The following is a 21,250-nucleotide window of genomic DNA, read 5'->3' as shown; positions in this document are numbered from 1 at the left end:
TCGATGAGCTACGACGCGGTGGTGATTGGGGCCGGGCATAACGGGCTGGTGAGCGCTTGCTATTTGGCCAAAGCGGGGCAAAAAGTGATGGTGCTGGAGCGCTATCACACCGTTGGTGGTGCTGCCATTACAGAAGAAATTCACCCGGGCTTTCGCGTGTCGGTGGCTTCCTATTCCTGTAGTTTGCTGCGACCGGAGATCATTCGCGATTTGCGCCTGCCGGACTATGGCTTTGAGGTCTATGCCAAGCAACCTTCCTACTTCATGCCTTTCCCGGATGGGCAGCACCTCTTCCTGTATGCCGATAACCGCGCCAAGAGCAAAGCGGAAATTGCCAAGTTTTCCCGCAAAGATGCGGAAGCCTACGACCGCTGGGAGGAGTTTTGGGATCGGGTGAACGAGGTGGTGGAGCCAACCTTAATGCAGCCGCCGATTTCACTGGGCCAACTGGCGGATCGCTTTGCAGCTGCTGGCTATGAAGACGATTTCCGCCGCATCATGCTCCTCTCGACCACTGATCTCCTGGATGAATTCTTCGAGTCGGAGCAAGTCAAGGCGGCGATGGCTCCTCAATCTTTGATCGGCACCTCTGCCGGGCCGATGACTCCGGGTACGCCCTACATCTGGCTGGTCCATGCGGTAGGTCGGGCCATTGGCTCGCGTGGGGTCTGGGGCTATGTGCGCGGTGGGATGGGATCCATTACCCAAGCGATGGCCAAGGCAGCTCTGGACTTAGGGGTGGAGATCCGCACGTCTGCTCCAGTGGCGGAGATCTTGATGGAGAGTGGGCAGGCCACTGGAGTCGTCCTCGAATCGGGGGAAACCGTGCGGGCGCGGGCGGTTCTCTCCAATGCCCATCCCCAAATCACCTTTTTGCGACTCTGCTCCTCTTTGCCCCCAGACTTGCGCGACCGACTAGAACGGCACTACCGCACCTCAGGCCCGGTGTACAAGCTCAACTTGGCCTTGGAAGAATTGCCTCGCTACACAGCAGCCCCTGCTGAAGTGCCCCCAGAAGTTGTCAGTTCCGCCACGGTAGACATTGCTCCCTCGGTGGCCTATCTGGAGCGGGCTTGGGATGATTGCAAATACGGGATCCCTTCCCGGGATCCGTTTATCGAGATCTACAGCCAATCCCCCACCGACCCGACGATGGCTCCCCCAGGCAAGCACATTCTCTCCTGCTTCTGCCAGTTTGTGCCTTACCAACCCAAAGGGCGAGACTGGAACGATGGCCTACGGGAGGAATTTGCCGATCGGGTAATCGACAAAATTGCCCAATTTGCCCCCAACATTAAAAACGCCGTGATCGCACGGCAGATGTTGTCGCCCGTGGATCTGGAGGCCCGCTTCGGCCTTGTGGGGGGCAGCATTTTTCACGGGGAAATGACGCCGGATCAAAGCTACAACCTGCGGCCCATCTCCGGCCTAGCCGACTATCGATCCCCCATCCCCGGCCTTTACCTCTGCGGCTCAGGGGCGCACCCAGGAGGCGGAGTGACCGGGATCCCTGGCCACAACTGCGCACAGGTGGTGCTCAGCGATCTACCCAAGCTCTGACCGACGAAAAGGCCAAGCCAGAGCGGATCCCTGCTCTGGGATCAGACGGTTTGCCTGGGCTACAGGCGTACCTCAGTTCCCTCAAAGAACCCACGGATGATTAAGATAGTTCCAGTTGGGTCTGGAGTAAGAGTGTTAGTAGGGAATTGCTGTTCCAAAAACCACTGGCCGGAAATGCGCTCAGCAGAGGTCGTTGAATCGAAGACAAGGTTCAGATTTCCTCTTTGTGTTCCCCCACCAATATCAAGCCGGTTAAACGGCCCTGATAACTGTGCTCCGGCCAAGGTGCGGAAGAGGAAATCCCCCGTTGCAGGCACGATGCCCTGCAAAACAACTGGAGTACCCCCGCCTTCTTCCCTTTCAGTTCGTAATGAGAAAAAGTAATCAAAGGCTGTAGGAGCATTTGGCGGCGGGCTGACCTGCACAAAGTTGAGGACTGTGCTGACGTTGGCCGGATCAAACTCCGCTTGAACACGACCGTTCAACAGGCGGCGGATGCGAACCAACTGATTGGGCAAGATGTTCGGTCGAGTCGGATCCGGAGCGAACAGTACCGACTGCGTACCCACCTGGGCAGGGCGATAGACAATCTCCGCCTGGTTGGGCCGGAAGTTCAGGCGGGCAAAGAGAGCCAAGGCATCCTCAGGAGTGCCATCGCCCGCAACCCCCCGCTGCCGCACCACAAAGCTCGCGGAGAAACTGCCTGTTTGGAGAATAGCGACTACAGGACCTTGGGGTGGAGGAGGGTTGACAAAGGAGCCAGGCGCCAAAATCTCACCACCGGGGCCAGGGCCACCGTTTTCAAACAATACACCCACAGTGGGGACAATCAGGGAAGAATCTCCCTCCAGGACGACTTGATTACCATTTCTACTCACCAAAATGCGGCGCACGGTGAGCGTTAAAACAGTGCGGTCATCTCGGATAGCCCTGAAGGTGGTGTTCACCCGAATGCGCTGGTCGTTGGGGAGGGTCGAAATTGCAACCAGCCCGGCGATATTGAATTGCGTAGATAGCCTGCCGTCGTTGGGTCCAAAGGCAGTGATATTCACCAGCGGTGTGGTTCGCCCAATTTGGATGGCCAGGGTGCTGGAGCGAAGAGTTGAGTCAATCGTCAGCTCAGTGGCTGGGATCTCGTTCACAGGCAAGATGCGGGCTTCAACATTGGCGATGCGAGCTTCACCGCTGCCTTGGAGGGGGTTGGTGCGCACAGGGATCCCGTTGTCAAACCTCGGATTGACATAGTCCAGCCGCAGGCTGGTGGTCTCCAGCACCGAGCCGGGGGTAAAGCGATACTCTTGGGCCGAGACAAAGGCAGCCGGATCCACCTGGACGGGCCCAGGCAAGGTCGGAGACTCATTAACTTCTCCGCAGCCGCCTAGCAGCAAGACTCCACACAAAACCGCCAACGAGCGACCTTTGAAGTTCATATGGCACTTCCTCACACACCTTAAATCTGGGCAAATCCACACACAAAATGGGGAGAAGGCACCCAACCCCTAACGCTACAGGTAAGCTGGCCGCCCCTGCTCGAGGCTATGATACCCCATATCTAGGGGATGGGCCATTTCCAGAACAATTTCTTGCATTTGCTCTGCCGCTCGCTTGACAACGCTCTAGGATGCAGTAGAACTAACAGCAGGCATCCCCCTTGAAATTGTGCAGATGCATAAGACTTGAGCAAGCTCCGTGGATCCCCGCTGGACGCTGCCTAAGACGTTTGCTGTGGTGTGAGTGAGTGGAGATTTTTCGATGAGACGACGTTTTGGCTCAGCCCTTGGCCGTGGCGGCCTCTCTCTTTGGGCAACCTGTGCTTCGGTTGCGCTGATTACCGGCTGCAGTAGCGAGACCACCAGCGGGGTGCCGCCTCTACTGGCTTCTAGCGGTGCCACGCCTCCTCCTGTGGCCGTTGCCCCTACGATTGCCCCCATCACCCCACCGCCCATCCAGCTCGACCTACCGGATCCGCCTAGTCTGTTGCCAGATGGGGAGTTCAATCTTTCATCAGTGGAATCCGCTTTCGTAACCATCACTCTGAGAGGCTTACTTGCTCCAGGAGTGATCAGGAGCGTAGAGGTTCAGTTTTTTAACATCAGTCGCGGCACGGATATTACCAGCATCTTTTTGCCGACGGCAATCGAGCAGTTTAGAAATACGCTGATAGGCAGAGGCAATAGCTACGACGACCGAATCAACGGGATCACGCTTACCAACGGCTTCACCTTCCCGGCGGATCTAGCCGCCTACAACACCAACGTTGCTGCGGGAGAAAGGGTTTTGGTAATCGTGGTCATTCGAGATTCATTTGGTCAAGCTCTGAGGCTGGAAGCGGACGCCCAAGCCACCCAAGCTGGAGCTGAGTAAGGCTGTTTGGGTTTGTGCCACGAGAGAGTTGAATGGCAGGAGGATGAGGGAATGAAAACGGGAAAAGTAGCTGGGGTTTTGGCTTGCTTGTGCTTGGGCTTGCTAACAGCTTGTCAACAAACTAAAGAGAGGAATCCAATCAGCTCGCTGCCAGGGCCAATCATCCCTGTGCAAAACCCAAACACAGAACCCGGAGGAACGGGGGTAGGGCTGCCATCCACCCCGCCCCTGCCCACTCCCAATCCCTCTCCTAGCATTATTGGCTTGCCCCCAGGCCCCTTGGCTGCTCCAACGTTCACTAAGCAGTTTGTTCCTAACCCGACTACAAACGGCAACGTCGTAACTGTTGTCTTCACAATTACGAACACTGCAACTGTTCCCATAACCGGCCTCAGTTTCATCGACATTTTGCCCAACGTTCCGGCTTCAGGGTTACAAATTACGACTCCAGCAGTTACCTCAAACACCTGCGGTGGCACGCTGACAGCAACTGCTGGTACGACCGCGATTTCTCTCACGGGCGGAAGCCTAGCCGCAGGCGCCTCCTGCGTGGTTTCTGTATCGGTCAAGCAAGCAGCTATGATGCCCACGCCTGGAACCTACACCAATCCACCTGTTACTCTCTTGAGCAATGGCGCGCCGCCAGCGACTTCTGGTACAGTTATGGTAACTTTTACACCGTAACTTTTAAGTAGAGTTCTTACCCTTGACCCAAGTAAAAGTGAGGCAGATGGGTCAAGCTGTGAGCATTCCTATGCTGCTCAGCAGAGCTTGGGGGGAGAGGCCAACCCTGTAGGCTGCCGCAGTTTGGCAGCCTCTCAGTCTCTGCACTCAAGAGTCAAAGGGATCCAGCTTTGCGCAAAAGATTATCTGGGATATTAAGCTGTTGTGCTGTTCAAGCCGGCTGCCCAATCCAGCAGGCGATTCACTTCTTCCGGGGTTTTGGCTTCCGAGTACAGCCGCAGCAAAGGCTCGGTGCCGCTGCCGCGAATCATCACCCAACTGCCGTCGGCGAGGGTGAATTTGTGGCCATCTTTGTCGAAATGTTTGATCACCTTCTGCCCCAAAATCTCAGCCGGGGGATCCATCTGTAGCCGTTTGAATAACTCAGTTTGTTGATTTTGATCGGCGAGGTGGAGATCGCGGCGCAGGTAAACAGAGGTGAACCCTTCCCGTTCCTGCAAAGCCCGGTAGATGGTGCTGAGATCTTGGCCGGTTTCCGTAACCGCTTCGATGAGATACAGGGCCGAAAGCAGGGCATCCCGCTCGGGAATGTGGCCCAAGTAGCCGATGCCGCCCGATTCCTCTCCACCCAAGAGCACCTCTGTGCTCATCATGCGCTCGGCGATGTACTTAAAGCCCACCGGCATTTCCGTAACCGGTAGGCCATAGTGCTGTGCAACTTTAACAAACAGTTCGGAGCCGCTGATGGTTTTGACAATCTCGCCCCGCAAGCCGCGTCGCCCGGCCAGGTGGTCGATCAAGATGGGGATCAGGATCTGCGGGCTGAGGAAATGGCCCTGCCCATCCAGGGCGGCAATGCGGTCGGCATCTCCATCAAAGACCAAACCCATTTTCAAGGGGGCGGGATCCGCCGCGATGATCTGAGCAGAAGCCTGCAGGTTTTGGGGCAAGGGCTCGGGGGGAAATCCCCCAAACAAGGGATCCCGATGCGCCTGCAATTCAATCACCTTCTCCCCCAAGAGGCGCTTGAGGCCGCCAGCGCCAGAGCCAAACATGACATCCACCCAAATCTTGGCCGGGGATCCTTTGAGCTTTTCCAGATCCACAAAGCGGCTGAGCTGGGCCAGGTAGCCAGGCCAGGGATCCCAGGCGTGAATGGGGGCCTTGTGGGATCCCAGAGGTTGCAGGTGGCGCATATCCTGCTCGATGGCGGCAGTGACTTCCGGTGGCACGGATCCGCCAAATCCCCCCTTGACCTTGAGGCCGGAATAGTGGGGGGGGTTGTGGCTGGCGGTGATCACCAAAGCGCCGTGGCAGCCCCGCTCCTTGGCACCCCAGCTAAAGGCCGGCGTTGGGGCCACACAGGTGGAGAGGTAAACTGGGATCCCCAGGCGGGCCACCACCTCAGCAACGTGGGCGGCAAAGCGTTCCGAAAGAAAGCGGTTGTCGTAGCCGACCAGGATCCCTTCGCCGGGGTAGGTGCGGGCCAACACTTGGGCGCTGGCCTGGGCGGCAAGGGCCAAGTTTTGGAAAGTAAAGGCATCGGCAATCACGGCTCGCCAGCCGTCGGTGCCAAAGTGAATAGGGGGGGTGGGCATGGCTTGATGTATCGGATCCCGTCGCATCAACTCATAGCATGATGCCAAGGTCAATGGTTTCAAGGAGGACGAAAAAGCGGTTGATCTGCGGTTTCTCAGCCCACTCTCAGGCAAAATGGGCTGCATTCTCAGCTGGAGCGGGGGTAATAAGAGAGGAGTTTCTCTTGCAGGGTTCATCAATCCAGCTCCCAGCCTGACGGCCCAAGGTATCTGCGAGGGAGTTCCTCCGCGTATTTACGTGGGTACAGTTCTGCAAGTTGTGGTGCCAAGATGTTCAGCCTACTCCTTCTGCTGACCTTGATTGGGGTGATCTTCTTCACCCGGCGGCTACAGCAACTCCTGCACAACATTCCGCAGCGCTACTGGCTCTCTCTGGGTGGAGGGATTTCTCTGGCCTATGTGTTCACGGCTTTTTTGGCGGAAGTGACGGAGCTGCAACAACACTTGATGCCCCTAGAAGTGCCTGTGTTGGGCTATTTGATTGAACACATTCATCTGCTCATGTTGCTGGGCATTGTTACGGTATATGGGTTGGAGGGGCTGGCCCAATCTTCCAAGCAAGAGGCATTGCTGCATCCAAGGATATTTTCCGTTCACATTGGTTTCTTTACGCTCTACAGCGTAATTCTGGGTTATTTGCTAAGACACACGGTGCAAGAATGGCTCAGTTGCCTGTTGCTGACCATCGCTTTGGCTATCCACCTCAGCATCGTCTGTAAAGATCTATTTGAGCATCATCCCCACTTATTTCAGCACCAAGGGCGTTGGCTGTTGATCGGATCCCTTTTTGTCGGTTGGCTGATGGGGCAAAGGGCCATTTTGCCGGAGATAGCCTTAGCCGCCAGCATTGCCTTTGTAGCGGGGGTTTTAATCTTTCAAGTGCTGAAGCACGAGCTACCCGAAACCGAAGGGCACTTTGGGGCATTTTTGGCGGGTGTTGTCGGTTTTGGTAGCTTGCTGGTGGCCATTTCGGCCATTCGGGCCTGGGAGTGAGTTCTACGGGTAAACCCAGCGTATCAGTAGCAATCACTGGGATCCCTCTCTGAAATTCTGCGGATTTTGAGTGGAGATTACCTTTTCTGAATCTTCGCTTAACAAAAAGTTAACTCTAGCCTGCTATTTTCTATCTGTTCCTTGAAGAAACACTGAGCCCTCATTGAGGAGTCAATAGACACTATGATGAAAACTTTCTTGGCAGGCCGTCGCTCTTTGCTCGTGGGGCTAGTTGCCACCGTGGCCGGTGCTTCTGTAGCCCTGTCTGGACTGGTGCATGCCCAGGCCAAAGATTGCCCCCGTCCGCCGGAGATGGATGTGCGCTTCTGCGACCGCGATGGCGATTTGATTGCCGATGTGCCGGAAGATCCGAACGAGTGGATCAATCCGGATACCCTGATCTTTGCCTACACCCCCGTTGAGGATCCCTCAGTTTACAAGAACGTTTGGGCTGAGTTTCTCGATCACTTGGCAGAGTTAACCGGCAAGAAGGTGGAATACTTCCCAGTGCAGTCCAATGCTGCTCAGTTGGAAGCGATGCGGGCGGGCCGTCTGCATGTGACCGGCTTTAACACCGGCTCTGTCCCTTTGGCGGTGAATGCGGTGGGCTTCCGTCCTTTTGCTATGATGGCCAGCTTGGATGGCAGCTTCGGCTACGAAATGGAGATCATCGTTCCTGCCGATAGCGATATCCAATCCATCGAAGATCTGCGCGGTCGGCAATTGGCTTTCACTAGCGAAACCTCCAACTCTGGCTTTAAGGCTCCTTCGGCGCTGCTGAAAGGGGAATTTGGCATGGAGCCCGGGGTTGACTACCAAACTGTCTTCTCAGGCAACCACGAGAACTCTATCTTGGGTGTGTTTAACGGTGACTACGAGGCGGCGGCTATTGCCAACTCCGTGATGACCCGCATGGCCAAGCGGGGCACGATTGATCCCAGCAAAATTCGCACCATCTACAAATCTCAAACTTTCCCCACCACAGCCTATGGAGTTGTCTACAACCTCCACCCAGAAGTGGCGGAAAAAGTGAAAGAGGCTTTCTTCACCTTTAAGTGGGAAGGCACCAAGCTAGCGGAAGAGTTTGGCAAGAGTGGTGGGGAGCAGTTCATTACCATCACTTACAAAGAGTATTGGGAAGTGATCCGCACTATTGATAAAGCCAGCGGCGTGGAGTACAAGCTCTAAATCCTCTCCAGCAGATCTTTCACTTATGGGATCCCTTCTCGATCGGGGATCCCTTTTTGTTGTCCTGCGACAGTCAGGATCGAGCCGGACAGTATCATCGTTGCAGACCTATCCTGCAGATCCCAGCATCCTGATCCCCCATGGCCCTGTTCACCCTCAACTCCGTTCGCAAAGATTTTGGCATCAAGGAACTCCTGAGGAATGCCAGTTTCAGCCTAGAAGAAGGCGATAAAGTCGGCATCATCGGCACCAACGGTTCCGGAAAATCCACACTGCTCAAGATGATCGCTGGCCTAGAACCCATCGATGGGGGCGACCTCTGGGTCAGTTCTGGGGCGAGGATAATCTACCTACCCCAACAGCCAGAGATGGATCCCGAGCATACGGTGCTGGAGCAGGTGTTTGCGGCTGCCGGAGAAAAAATGCGCCTGATCCGAGCCTACGAGGAGCTTTCCCATCGCTTGGCCCATCAAGGTGGGGATCCCAGTCTGTTATCCCAGTTGGCCAGTATTAGCGAGCGTATCGAGGTGGAATCCGCTTGGGATCTGGAAACCCAGGCCAAAACCATTCTCAGCCGTTTGGGCATTGCAGACTTTCAGGCCCGCGTTGGCGATTTGTCGGGGGGATACCGTAAGCGGATTGCCATTGCGTCAGCCCTCTTGGCAGAGCCAGATGCTCTACTGATGGATGAGCCCACCAACCACTTGGATGCCGAATCGGTGGAATGGTTGCAAGATTATTTGAATCGTTTTGCTGGGGCAGTGCTGCTGATCACCCACGACCGCTATTTTTTGGATCGGGTTACCCAGCGCATTCTGGAAATTGATCGCGGCGATCTGTATGCCTACAGCGGCAACTACTCTTACTACCTGGAGAAAAAAGCGGCTGCTGAAGCGGTCGAAAAGGGATCCCAACGCAAGTATGCCAATCTCTTACGGCGGGAATTGGAATGGCTCAAACGAGGCGCCAAAGCCCGCAGCACCAAGCAAAAAGCCCGCAAACAGCGCATCGAAGACCTACAAAATCAAGAATTCAAGCAAGCTCTGGGACAAGTGGATATTGCGACCGCCGGGCGTCGCATCGGCAAAAAGGTGATCGAGCTAGAAGGGATCCACAAATCCTACGGCGACCAACTCCTCATTCAAGACTTTACCTATACCTTTGCCCCCGATGATCGGGTGGGCATTATTGGCCCCAATGGGGCGGGAAAATCGACTTTGATGAATATCATCATCGGCAAATTGGCTCCAGATGCGGGCCGAGTGGAGATTGGCCCCACCATCCACATTGGCTACTTCGACCAACACTCTGACGATCTCAGCCTCAACCCCGACCAACGGGTGATCGAGTACCTCAAAGAAGTGGCAGAGCTGGTGAAAACTGCCGATGGGGAGACGATCACCGCATCGCAAATGTTGGAGCGCTTTCTCTTTCCCCCCAATCAACAATATGCCCCACTCCACAAACTTTCCGGTGGTGAGCGCCGCCGCTTGTTTTTGTTGAGGGTGTTGATGCAAGCGCCGAATGTGTTGATTTTGGATGAGCCCACCAATGATCTGGATGTGCAAACCTTGGCAGTATTGGAAGACTATCTGGAAGAATTCAATGGTTGTGTGATCGTGGTGTCTCATGACCGCTATTTTTTGGATCGCACCGTGAATCGCATCTTCGCCTTTGAGGGATCCGGCCGAATCCGGCAATATCCTGGCAACTATTCTGTTTATCTGGAGCATAAGCAGCGCCAAGAGAGTGAGATCAAATCCGCCCGCCCTGAGTCTGTCCCTCTCATTCCCCAGCCTGAAAAAGAGCTTGATAGGATCCCACAAAGCAGAAAACTCTCCTTCAAAGAAAAACGGGAATATGAGCAGCTTGAAAGCCAAATTCCGCAGATGGAGGCAGAAAAAGCTGAAATTGAGCAGATCCTTTATCGCAACCCTCCCAGCGGCTACAGCGAAGTGCAAAAGTTAGCCCAGAAACTGGCAGACTTAACCGCCGCCATCGACTCCGGGACCGCCCGTTGGCTAGAATTGGCCGAGCGCCACCTCAACTAGCGTCGAGCCTGCTTCCAGCATCTCTTCTGTCGAATTTGCAACAGCATCTGGGCAACAATCGTCAAAACTGGCAGCTCGATCAGGGGGCCGATCACCAAAGCCAGAAGGATCAACGGACGCTGCGGAAAAGCAGAAGCAGCAATGGCCAAAGCAAGCGGAGAATTGCGAGCCAAGGTTGTACAGGTCAAACAGACCCACTCCTCATAAGCCAAACCCAGCCAGCGGCTGACCTGGTAAGCCAAGAGGAAGTTGACGGCGAAAAAAACCAGAATGGGAGGCAGAAGCTTGAAAAGTAGGGCTGGATTCTCAGCGAGAATGCTTCCTTCAGTGGCAAAAATAAAAACTATCGCTAGATTCAAAGCCACAATCTGCATGATGCTAATCCGGTCTTGATAGCTTTCAAGGGATCCCCTCTCTCCACGTTCCGTTTTGATTTGCCGAATGGAGTATTGTGTGAGTGCTGCTGCCAGCAAAGGCAAGAAAAGGATCCAAAACAAGCCTGACAATAAAATTTCAACATTTAATTCGACTAAATCTCCTGCCAAAAGCAAAAGATAAACTGGCAAAAGCAAAACTTGCAGAACCAAATTAACAGGCAACAGGGCCGTTGCTAAAACCACATTTCCACCCGCTATCCCTGTAAAAACCAAATACCAATCCGTACAAGGAGTTACCATCAACATGAGCAGGCCAACCCACAAATCTGGCAGATCCGATAAAAAAACAGCCCCCAATCCCCAGGCAAAAATCGGAGTCCACAGAAAGTTGATCGACAAACTGGCCAACGCCACTGCCAATACAGCTTTAGAAGCGCGATTAACCTGCTCAAGTTTCTGAAAAAAACCTTTCCCCCAGATGCGAGTGGAATGCCCAGGAAAGTGAGATAAAGCAGCAAAGCCAACAGAGGTTGTACCCAGCCTCTTAAGATTTGGACAGAGTTTGGCCATCCTGTGAGGGCCAGACCCACGCCGATCGATACCACAACGAGCAAAGGTTGAGCTCTTTCAGAGAAACGCATGGATACAACTCGATGGATAGTGAGCAGCATTTCCAGTCTCTCAGCCCCTGTCAGTGTGGGATCCCACCTCGCAAGAACCAGAGAAACGGCTACAGTAACCTGGAAAGCGTTCCGCTCCTTTGTGCCATGACTCAGCAACTGACTCTCGACGGACTGGGATTTGGCTCGGGTGGGGGATCCCGTCTGGGTCGGGTGATTGTAACCGATTTGCAGGGGGAGATGCAGCGCTCCTACCTGGAATACGCCATGAGCGTGATCGTGGGGCGGGCCTTGCCGGATGTGCGGGATGGCCTCAAGCCGGTACACCGCCGCATCCTCTACGCCATGCACGAGCTGGGCCTGACGCCGGATCGCCCCTACCGCAAATGCGCACGGGTGGTGGGGGATGTGCTGGGGAAATATCACCCCCACGGGGATCAGGCAGTTTATGACGCGCTGGTGCGCATGGTGCAAGACTTTTCCAGCCGCTATCCCCTGGTGGCGGGACACGGCAACTTCGGCTCTGTGGATGATGACCCGCCGGCGGCTATGCGCTACACGGAGTGCCGGCTGGCGGAGCTGAGCCACACAGCGCTTCTGGAGCAGGTGTCGGAAGAGATCGTCGATTTCATGCCCAATTTCGACGGATCCCAGGCGGAGCCCACCGTTCTCCCGGCCCGATTGCCCATTTTGCTGCTCAACGGCTCTTCCGGCATTGCCGTGGGCATGGCCACCAATATCCCACCCCACAACCTGGGGGAAGTGGTGGATGGCCTGTTGGCTTTGATCGACCATCCCGACCTCAGCCCTGAGGAACTGTTGCGGTGGATCCCAGGGCCGGATTTTCCCACCGGCGGCCAAATCTTAGACACCCAAGGGATCCGCGCAGCCTACCTCACCGGGCGCGGTTCCATCACCCTGCGGGGGGTAGCCCGATTTGAGGAGATCCAGCCGGGCAAAGGACGCCACCGGCGGCCTGCTCTAGTCATCAGCGAGTTTCCCTATCAGGTGAACAAAGCCGCCTGGATCGAAAAAGTGGCCGAGCTGGCCAACCAAGACCGCATCAGCGGCATCGCCGATCTGCGGGATGAGTCGGATCGCAGCGGCATTCGCGTGGTGGTGGAGCTGAAGCGAGAGGCCAACCCACAGGCGGTTTTGCAGCAGTTGTATAAGCTCACCCCTTTGCAAAGCAACTTTGGAGCCATCCTGCTGGCTTTGGTGAACGGGGAACCGCGGCAGCTGAGCCTCAAAGAGATCCTGCAGCACTTTTTGCAATTTCGCGAGGCCACCCTCAACCGGATGTTCCGTGCCGAACTGCAGCAGGTGCAGCGCAAGGCGGAAGAGGTGGCAGGAATGTTGCTGGCGTTGGCGGATCTGGAGGGGGTGATCGAGCTGCTGCGGCAAGCGCCCGATGGCACCACGGCCAAAGCCCAATTGCAAACTCGCCTGGGCTGTACCCCCCAGCAGGCAGAGACGATTTTGGCCATGCCTCTGCGTCGCCTGACGGGATTGGAGCGGGAACGGCTGCACCAGGAACACGCCCAGTTGCAGACCCGCATCGAAGAACTGCAGGGGCTACTCAGCGACCGCCGCAAGCTCTTGAATTATTTGAAAAAAGAGCTGCGACACCTGAAAAAGACCTTCGGGGATCCCCGGCGCACCCAGATCCTCTCAGCCTCGGAGCTGGAAGCGGAAGTGGCCCAAATCCCCAGCGGCGAAGAGACGGAAGAGACCCACTTCTTGCTGCAATTCACCCGCAAGGGCTATGTGCGCCGCCTGCCTCTGCCTAGCCGTCGCTCCCGCAGCAACCCGGCGCAACGGGAACTGGGGGAAGATGTGCTGGTCGGCCTGGAATGCGTCACGCTGGAGCAGGAAATCTTGGTGCTCACCGCCGGCGGCAAAGCTTTCACCCTGCCCATCGCAGGGATCCCCCTCAGCACTGGGTCCTCACGGGGGGTGCCTCTGGTTACCCTTCTCCCCAACCCTGAGCCGATCGTCGCCACCTTCACGTTGGATCCGGATCCGGGCAAGGCAAGTTTGGTGGTGCTCAGCCGGCAGGGGCGGATCAAGCGGCTGGCCCTGGCAGAGCTAATGGGCCTCACCCAACGGGGATCCACCGTCCTCAAACTAAAGGAGGGAGATGAGCTGGGCTGGGCAGCCCTTTGGGATCCCGACCACCAAGGCTACAGCGTCGTCCTGGCTACTTCAGGGGGACGGGTGCTGCGGCTGGATGTCCAACAGATTCCCCTGATGGGTCGGGCGGCTATGGGATCGCCGGCCCTGCGCCTGGGGCGCACCGAGCGAATAGTTGGTATGGCGCTGGTGCCCTCCCAAGGGATCCTGGTTCTGGCCAGCCGGTTGGGCTATCTGAAGCGCTTGTCTCTGGAGGAGATCCCCATCTTGGAGCGGGGTCAAGTGGGCGCGCCGGCCTTTCACTTCTCCGACCGAGGGGATGTGCTGGTGGGCTTGGTGGGTCTCCCCCCCGAGCTGGAGAGGCCTTCCCATCTGCAACTGGATGTGATCACGGAGTCTGAACAGGTGTACTCCTTCTCTCCTGCCGAGATCCCGCTGCAAAGCCGCTCCGGGGGCGGATCCCTCCTGGTCAAAGGGGAGCGGGTCAGGGAGTTGCGCCTGTTCTGGCCGCAGTGGCTGCCGGAAGGCGATGTGGGATAGCTCTTGGGGGAGCAGAAGATCCCTAGGACGAAGAGCCTTCCCCAGGCGAGGCCGAATCGGTCGGCGGGGAGCCGGGATCCGTCTCCGGCACTTCGGGATGGCGAACGGGCTTGGGTAGGGTGCCACCTGACCTGATAACCAAACAGCGCACGGTTTGGTGCAGCTCCTCCAGCAAAATGCTGATGGCAGAGCGGAAGTCTCGGTGGTCATCTCGCATTTGCTCCAGCATGGCGCGGATGACTTCCTGACAATCCTTCAGGATGTGCTGCTGCTGGGCAACAATCTGCACCAGTTCGCTTTGTTCCTTGAGCAGCTCCCGCAGACAAGAGCGCAGCTCTTCCACATGGCTCTGCCAAAGGGCCTGTCCTTCCCGCAGCTCCATCACGCTGGTGCGCAAATCGGCGGTCGAGTCTCTTAGGGCTTCGCTGTGGCGGCGCTCGGCTTCCAGTTGCTTTTGCTGCTCCTGCTGCTGTTGGCGCAACTCAGAATTGGCCCGCAAGTTGGCTTCCGCTGCCCTGAGCAATTGAGCCAATCGAACCTCAGTAACAACCCAACGCTCTTCCGGGGAGAGAGATCGACCTCGGCCAACTCGCCTGCAGAAGTACTTCACAGTCGCTGCACCCTATACACAACTCTCTACTTTAAATCAAAGCACCATAGGACTTCAGCCCAAGCAGAGACCTGTCTATCGGGCTTTGTCCCGGCTGTTTTCTGGGTTTACCCAATGTAGCCATGATAGCGGATGCCGAATCCAGAAGTTCGGAAGACGGAGCTGCCCCTCTCCAGGGATCCCGGTCGTTCTTCTAGGATGGTGGAGAGTTTGGATAAAAGAAACCATGCCTTCACTTGCCAATCAAGTGGTGCTGATTACCGGCGCCTCTGCTGGAATTGGGGAAGCCGTCGCTCTGGAGGCGGCCAAACGAGGGGCTCGCTTGGTGCTGGCGGCCCGTCGGGAGGGGCTGCTGCGAAACGTCAAGGACTTGGTGGAAAGTCGGGGGGCGGAGGCGCTGGTGGTGCCCACCGACATGGCCGATACGGCCCAGGTGGAGGCGCTGGCCCAAAAGGCTCTGGATCATTTTGGCCGGGTGGATATCCTGGTGAACAACGCCGGCTATGGCCAGATGGGGCCGGTGGAAGAGGTGGATGTGGCGGCCATGCGGCGCCAGTTTGAGGTGAATGTATTTGGCTTGCACGCCCTCACCCGTGCCCTCTTGCCCCAAATGCGGGAACGGGGCAGTGGCCGCATCCTCAACCTCAGCTCGGTGGCCGGCCAGATGTCGATGCCTTTCAGCGGCGTTTACAACGCCACCAAGTTTGCTGTGGAGGCCCTCAGCGATGCGTTGCGGGTGGAGGTGGCCCCCTTCGGCATCAAGGTCATCTTGATCGAGCCGGGGCCGGTAGCCACCGAGTTTGGCCGCGTGGCGGAAGAAACCTTTGCCGCTGTTGTCAACCCCAATGGCCCCTACAAAGCGATCTTGGACAAGACTGCCGAGCTGGCCAGCTCGTTTAACAAAATGGCCTGGCCGGTGGAGAAGGTGGTGGAGCCGATCCTGAGGGCGATGACCGATCCTCACCCTTCCGACCGCTACACCGCTTTCACGGGGGGTAAGGTGGCGTTGGGGCTGATGCGGCTCATGCCCGCTGCTCTGGCTGACTCCATGTGGCGGCGCGTCTATGGGCTGGATGGTCTGGGATCCCCCGGCTCGGCCTAACTGCAGGCTTGTGGCGGGCATCGGATGGGGCAGGGATCCCTCAGGAGCTCATCCTTGCGGGGGTAGGGTTGTGCCTTCCAGGAGGGACAGGTTAAGTTTGTTAAAGGACTTTTAATAACCGAGCGTTCTCTTCCCTATGAACAAGCCTCTATCTCCCCAGCGCTGGCTGATCGCCCTCCTGCTGGGCTTTTGTCTCTGGCAGGGATCCGGCCTGGTGCTGCAGCCTGCACCCGCCCATGCAGCTTTGGCCTCGGCCCTCACCTACGATCGCTTTTTGCGCTACGTCGAGGAGGGGCGGGTTACGGATGTGCGCCTCACGGACAACAATCTGGTAGCTGAAGTTACGGCTGTGGATCCCCAGACCCAGCATTCCACCCGCTACCGAGTGAACCTGCTGCCCAACACCGTACCGCAACTGGTGGACCGCCTCACCGAGCAGGGGATCGAAGTGGCAGTGGTACCCACCCGCAATGGCAGCGCCTTTTGGGCGCTTCTGGGCAACCTGGTGATCCCGCTGTTGTTGTTGGGGGGGTTGTTCTTTTTCCTGCGGCGTGCCGGTGGCGGAGCGGGCGGCCCTGGGCAGGCGATGAACTTCGGCAAATCGCGGGCCCGCTTCCAGATGGAAGCCAAAACCGGCGTTAAGTTCGACGATGTGGCCGGCATCGAAGAAGCCAAAGAAGAATTGCAAGAGGTGGTTACCTTCTTGAAGAAGCCGGAGCGCTTCACCGCTGTTGGGGCCAAGATCCCCAAAGGCGTGTTGTTGGTGGGGCCGCCGGGGACGGGCAAAACCCTTCTGGCCAAGGCCATTGCCGGCGAGGCAGGAGTGCCTTTCTTTAGCCTGTCCGGCTCTGAGTTTGTGGAAATGTTTGTCGGGGTGGGTGCCTCTCGCGTACGGGATCTCTTCAAGAAGGCCAAGGAGAATGCGCCCTGCATCGTCTTCATCGACGAGATTGACGCGGTGGGCCGGCAGCGGGGGGCCGGCATTGGCGGTGGCAACGACGAACGCGAGCAAACCCTGAACCAGTTGCTCACGGAGATGGACGGCTTTGAGGGCAACACCGGCATTATCGTGATTGCCGCCACCAACCGCCCTGATGTGTTGGATGCGGCTCTCTTGCGTCCGGGCCGCTTCGACCGCCAGATTACGGTGGATCGGCCTAGCTTTAAGGGGCGCTACGAGATCTTGCGGGTGCATGCCCGCAACAAGAAGCTGGCGGAAGAGGTCAGCCTAGAGGCGATTGCCCGCCGTACCCCTGGCTTTGCCGGTGCGGATCTGGCCAACCTGCTCAATGAAGCGGCCATTTTGGCGGCCCGCCGTCAGCGCATGGCCATCACCAACCAAGACATTGAGGACGCCATTGACCGCATCACCATCGGCCTGACCAAGCCGCCGCTTCTGGACGGCAAGAGCAAGCGCCTGATCGCCTACCACGAGTGTGGCCATGCCCTGTTGATGACACTTTTGCCCCACGCGGATCCCTTGAACAAGGTGACCATCATCCCCCGTTCCGGCGGCGCAGGTGGCTTTGCCCAGCAACTGCCCAACGAGGAGCAGATCGACTCCGGCATGTACAGCCGCGCTTGGCTGCTGGATCGGGTGGTGGTGGGCTTTGGCGGTCGGGCGGCCGAAGAGATCGTCTTCGGCTACTCGGAAGTGACCACCGGAGCCAGCAACGACCTGCAGCAGAACACGAATCTGGTGCGGCAGATGGTGACCCGCTTTGGCATGTCTGAGCTGGGGCCCTTGATGCTGGATCCCCCCAACAACGAGGTATTCTTGGGCGGCGGCTGGATGAACCGCGTCGAGTACTCGGAGGATGTGGCCGCCAAGATCGACCGCCAGGTGCGGCAGATCCTGGAGAGCTGTTACCAGAAAGCCAAGCAGATTTTGCTGGAGCACCGCCCTCTGCTGGATCGATTGGCCGATACCTTGGTGGAACGGGAAACCCTGGATGGCGACGAATTCCGGGCGATTGTCTCAGAGTATGTGCCCATCCCGGAGAAGGTCGGCCTACCCAGTCCATTCCCGGAAGCGGGACGGAGTCCAAAGCTGGTCTAAGGGATCCCATCTCCATTGCCAGATAGACAACTGGGGGGGTTGTTGGGGCTGGATCCCGGCAGCTGCCCCCTTTTCCTCGCGAGTTTTGGGTTGCGTTGGGCTGTCGCATGCTCTCTTCGCTCTCTGCTTTGCCGGTTCACCTTTATCGCTGCCTGAGCTGCGGTCGGGAAGGGCTGACCCAAGCACCAGGGCGGGAGCAGGGATCCGTGGCAGATCGGGTTTATTGTCCCAGTTGTGGCCAAATTTACCCCATCACCGCTTCTGGGGCTGTGGATTTTATCGGCAGCTCATCGGACCTGCATCTCACGCCGGCCCAAGCCATTGCCCATCTGCCTGGGTTTGCCTGGGGCTACGATCGCCTCTGGCGGCCCTGGGCTCTGTCGCTGCTGACGGGAGAGAGCTTTGGCAGCGAGCGGGAGAGTCAACTGCTGGCCGAGTTGGTGGGGGAGGGGGATCCCATCTTGGATTTGGGCACTGCCGGGGGGTACTGGAGCCGCTTGATTCTGGCCAGGGATCCGCAGCGGACGGTGGTCGGCCTGGACAATGCGGCAGGGGTATTGGCGGAAGCCGCTCAACAGGCACAGCCCCACTGGCAGCACTACAGCCTGATGCGGGCCCGAGCCGAACAGCTTCCCCTCGCCTCTGGAACTTTTGGGGCGGTGATCAGTGGGGCGACCTTGAACGAAGTGCCTTTGGATCCCTGTTTGCGGGAAATTGCCCGCGTCTTGAAACCGGGAGGGGCCTTTGTCTCGATGCACAGCCAGCAGGTACAGGGATGGGGGCAGATGGTGCAGCAATGGCTGGAAGCCACCGGCCTTCATTTTTTCTCAGAAACCCAGTTGCGCGAGCACCTTCAACAGGTGGGGCTGCAGTTGGAGCGTTATCTCAGCTTGGGTTGGGTGGCCTTTGTGCGGGCGGTGCGCCTCTGATCTTGGCCGGGTTAAGTTGTGCAGTGGCCATCGAGTCGATGTCGGAGCCATTACCCCAATCCAAGTCATGCCGATCCCTGGCTCCCCTCTTCCACCAAGAGAGAGACTAGGAGTGAGGGGGCACTCTATGGGATCCACTCCAGCCCAACGCCAAAGCTAAACTCCCGATCCAGGGTCGAGTTGCGCAGGCTATAGCGAGCAGAAAGACGAAAGGAAGGGCTAATGGCGTAGGCAGCAGTGAGCTCCGCCAGGGTGGCCTGTCCTTCTTCCGGCTCCTGGGGGGCAACCCAACTGTAGCTGCCGGTCAAATCTACACCTCCCGGAGCCAAGGCCAAAACAGCAAAAGCCCCATAGCTAACTCCACTGAGGCTGCGGTTCTTTTGTTCCAAAGCCCGATACCCCAGTTGTGGCGCCAGATTAAAACGGGATCCCATGGGGGCCAGAAAGTAACGCATTTCCGACCCGTACTGGCGCACTTCGGGATGTTCGGAAGATTGGCGATAGTCACCGCTGAGGGTGAGGCGATCTCCCAGACGCAAGTCTTGTAGGCTGATTCGCCAGTGCGAAGAGGACTCAAAACCGGCCTGCAAGCGCGTGGGCAAGACAGGGGTGTTGCGGATTTCTTCCAGGAGATGGGGCGGGTTTTGCAGCCAGCGGCGCAACACGGGGCTGCCTTCCAAAAGTTGGCTATCCAAGCCCAAATCCAAAGCGGCTGAGAGCGTGGCCGGCGCCGGATCCTGAATGCTGGCTTGCGTGGAATTGGCCCAAACTGGCCACCCAGGCACCAGTCCAGCCCAGAGGAGCAGCATACCCAGGGGAAGCCCTTTGCCAGACTGTCTCACCGCCTGCAACCCCATGCATCGCGTCCCTACTGTAGCCGCTTTCCGAGGGATTCTCCACGCAGACGGGCAAGGCTGGAGGTGCTCCACAGCGCGGCAACAACACCTCAAAGACGGCCCAGCGACAACAGAAAGCCTAGCTGCTCCGGCTGTTGGCAACCACCCGCAAGCGCTCGACCAATTTTTGCAGTTGCCGTTCAAATTGCAGACTTTGCCGCTGTAGCTGACTGACCTTTTCACAGCTATAGAGGACGGTGGTGTGATCTTTTCCCCCAAAGTAGTCGCCAATTTTGGGCAGGCTGAGGTTGGTGTAGTGGCGCATCAAGAACATGGCAATTTGCCGTGCTTGGCTGATGTCGCGCTTGCGGGAGGATCCCAGTAAACTGTCTCGGTCGATGCCGAATTCTTCACAGACCACATCGGTAATCATGTCGGCGGTGATCTCTTTCGGCTCGCTGGGGGGATTGAGGATGGGCTGAATCGTCTCCACGCTCATCGGCAAGCCAGAAATGGAAACATAGGCGACGGCGCGGATCAGGGCACCTTCCAGCTCGCGGATGTTGCTGGTGTAGGTGGTGGCAATGTACTCGATCACGTCGGCGGGCAAGTTCATTCCCTCATACTCGGCTTTCTTCTTGAGAATGGCCATGCGGGTTTCGATATCCGGCGATTGAATTTCCGCAATCAAACCCATGGAGAAACGAGAACAAAGCCGCTCCTGCAGACGCGGGATCAGATGAGGAGATCGGTCGGCGGCCAGCACAATCTGCTTGCCGGACTCGTGCAGCGTATTAAAGGTGTGAAAAAACTCCTCTTGGGTGTACTCTTTGCCTTCGATAAATTGAACGTCATCCACCAATAAAATATCCACATCCCGATAGTGCTCCCGGAAAGACTGCATGCTGTCTCGCCGGATGGCATCGATTAAATCGTTGGTAAACCGTTCGGTGGACACGTAAAAGACTTTGGCCTGTGGATTTGCCTCTAGCTGGTAGTGGCCAATGGCCTGCATCAGGTGGGTTTTGCCTAGACCCACCCCACCGCAGAGAAACAGGGGGTTGTAGGCGCGCCCAGGCTTGTCGGCCACAGCCAGAGCTGCAGCGTGAGCCATGCGGTTGTTGGGGCCAACCACAAACCGCGAGAAGGAATACTTGGGGTTGAGATCCGGCGCCCGCATGGGCAGGCTGCCGCCGACTTCCAGTCCTAGGGTGGTGGAGGCAGGTAAGCTGCCGGCTCTGCCCGATGTTGGGGAAATCGCCCTTGAAGGGGGTTCTGCCTCGACAGAAGCGTGGGGGGAAACGGAAAACTCCACCTGCAAAGGGATCCCGGCTACCCGCTGCACCACCTCGGTGATGGTGGAGGCGTAGTGCTTTTGCAGCCAGCCCCGCGCCCATTCGCTGGGGGTACAGATGGTGAGGCGGTTGTCCACCAACGATTCAGCCCGCGCCGTTTTGATCCAAGCCTCAAAGGTTGGGCGGCTGAGCTGCACCTGCAGATGACACAGGGCTTCATCCCAGAGCTGATCCAGGGAAATATCCACACCACACACTCAGAGCGACACAGCAGAAGCCCAGAGGAAACAGCGGCGGCTTCCTCGACAGGA

At 57.4% G+C, this 21,250-nt stretch carries 15 protein-coding genes; 9 read left to right on the top strand and 6 right to left on the bottom strand.

Translation table 11 applies throughout. From position 1 onward, the window contains the following. Positions 1-3: 3 nt before the first annotated feature. Positions 4-1,560, top strand: a complete 1,557-nt coding sequence (locus CYB_RS00075) for a phytoene desaturase family protein (protein WP_011431689.1) — start codon at positions 4-6, stop codon at positions 1,558-1,560. Between the two features lie 59 nt (positions 1,561-1,619). Here CYB_RS00075 and CYB_RS00070 read toward each other — a convergent pair whose 3' ends face one another. Next, complete coding sequence (locus CYB_RS00070; protein ID WP_238376827.1) at positions 1,620-2,990, bottom strand: hypothetical protein; 1,371 nt, start codon at positions 2,988-2,990, stop codon at positions 1,620-1,622. Positions 2,991-3,312: 322 nt separating this feature from the next. On the opposite strand from CYB_RS00070, the gene CYB_RS00065 reads away from it, so the two are divergent. Beyond that, a complete protein-coding gene (locus tag CYB_RS00065; RefSeq protein WP_011431687.1) occupies positions 3,313-3,924 on the top strand; it encodes a hypothetical protein in 612 nt (203 codons plus the stop codon). Positions 3,925-4,802: 878 nt separating this feature from the next. Here CYB_RS00065 and CYB_RS00060 read toward each other — a convergent pair. Beyond that, complete coding sequence (locus CYB_RS00060; protein WP_011431685.1) at positions 4,803-6,206, bottom strand: phosphoglucomutase/phosphomannomutase family protein; 1,404 nt, start codon at positions 6,204-6,206, stop codon at positions 4,803-4,805. Between the two features lie 270 nt (positions 6,207-6,476). On the opposite strand from CYB_RS00060, the gene CYB_RS00055 reads away from it, so the two are divergent. The 3 genes from CYB_RS00055 (at position 6,477) to CYB_RS00045 (ending at position 10,438) form a co-directional block, all read left to right on the top strand. Continuing rightward, entirely contained in the window at positions 6,477-7,199 is a 723-nt protein-coding gene (locus tag CYB_RS00055) for a hypothetical protein (RefSeq protein WP_011431684.1), read from the top strand. 183 nt (positions 7,200-7,382) lie between these two features. Next, entirely contained in the window at positions 7,383-8,387 is a 1,005-nt protein-coding gene (gene phnD / locus CYB_RS00050; protein WP_011431683.1) for a phosphate/phosphite/phosphonate ABC transporter substrate-binding protein, read from the top strand. Between the two features lie 140 nt (positions 8,388-8,527). Continuing rightward, a complete protein-coding gene (locus tag CYB_RS00045; RefSeq protein ID WP_011431682.1) occupies positions 8,528-10,438 on the top strand; it encodes an ABC-F family ATP-binding cassette domain-containing protein in 1,911 nt (636 codons plus the stop codon). On the opposite strand, the gene CYB_RS00040 is transcribed toward CYB_RS00045, so the two are convergent. Beyond that, a complete protein-coding gene (locus tag CYB_RS00040) occupies positions 10,435-11,385 on the bottom strand; it encodes an arsenic resistance protein (protein WP_083757623.1) in 951 nt (316 codons plus the stop codon). The genes CYB_RS00045 and CYB_RS00040 overlap by 4 nt on opposite strands. 197 nt (positions 11,386-11,582) lie before the next feature. Between CYB_RS00040 and CYB_RS00035 the strand changes: the two genes are divergently transcribed. Further along, on the top strand, positions 11,583-14,108 hold the full coding sequence (locus CYB_RS00035; protein WP_049749540.1) for a DNA gyrase/topoisomerase IV subunit A: 2,526 nt from the start codon (positions 11,583-11,585) through the stop codon (positions 14,106-14,108). Between the two features lie 22 nt (positions 14,109-14,130). On the opposite strand, the gene CYB_RS00030 is transcribed toward CYB_RS00035, so the two are convergent. After that, positions 14,131-14,718 (bottom strand): hypothetical protein, encoded by a 588-nt coding sequence (locus tag CYB_RS00030; protein WP_011431680.1) that lies wholly within the window; start codon positions 14,716-14,718, stop codon positions 14,131-14,133. Positions 14,719-14,944: 226 nt separating this feature from the next. On the opposite strand from CYB_RS00030, the gene CYB_RS00025 reads away from it, so the two are divergent. The 3 genes from CYB_RS00025 to CYB_RS00015 all read left to right on the top strand — a co-directional run bounded on the left by CYB_RS00025 (position 14,945) and on the right by CYB_RS00015 (position 18,808). Next, positions 14,945-15,820 (top strand): SDR family NAD(P)-dependent oxidoreductase, encoded by an 876-nt coding sequence (locus tag CYB_RS00025; RefSeq protein ID WP_011431678.1) that lies wholly within the window; start codon positions 14,945-14,947, stop codon positions 15,818-15,820. A gap of 136 nt (positions 15,821-15,956) precedes the next feature. Beyond that, positions 15,957-17,879 (top strand): ATP-dependent zinc metalloprotease FtsH, encoded by a 1,923-nt coding sequence (gene ftsH / locus CYB_RS00020; protein WP_011431677.1) that lies wholly within the window; start codon positions 15,957-15,959, stop codon positions 17,877-17,879. 107 nt (positions 17,880-17,986) lie between these two features. Further along, positions 17,987-18,808 (top strand): class I SAM-dependent methyltransferase, encoded by an 822-nt coding sequence (locus CYB_RS00015; protein WP_011431676.1) that lies wholly within the window; start codon positions 17,987-17,989, stop codon positions 18,806-18,808. A gap of 125 nt (positions 18,809-18,933) precedes the next feature. On the opposite strand, the gene CYB_RS00010 is transcribed toward CYB_RS00015, so the two are convergent. Together CYB_RS00010 and dnaA are read right to left on the bottom strand one after the other, a co-directional pair. After that, on the bottom strand, positions 18,934-19,617 hold the full coding sequence (locus CYB_RS00010) for a hypothetical protein (RefSeq protein WP_148202667.1): 684 nt from the start codon (positions 19,615-19,617) through the stop codon (positions 18,934-18,936). Positions 19,618-19,783: 166 nt separating this feature from the next. Beyond that, entirely contained in the window at positions 19,784-21,187 is a 1,404-nt protein-coding gene (gene dnaA, locus CYB_RS00005) for a chromosomal replication initiator protein DnaA (RefSeq protein ID WP_011431674.1), read from the bottom strand. Between the last annotated feature and the right edge of the window lie 63 nt (positions 21,188-21,250).

Origin of the sequence: Synechococcus sp. JA-2-3B'a(2-13) (assembly GCF_000013225.1) — a bacterium.
Taxonomy (GTDB): Bacteria; Cyanobacteriota; Cyanobacteriia; order Thermostichales; family Thermostichaceae; genus Thermostichus.
This window is presented reverse-complemented; position numbering and strand designations above follow the sequence as displayed.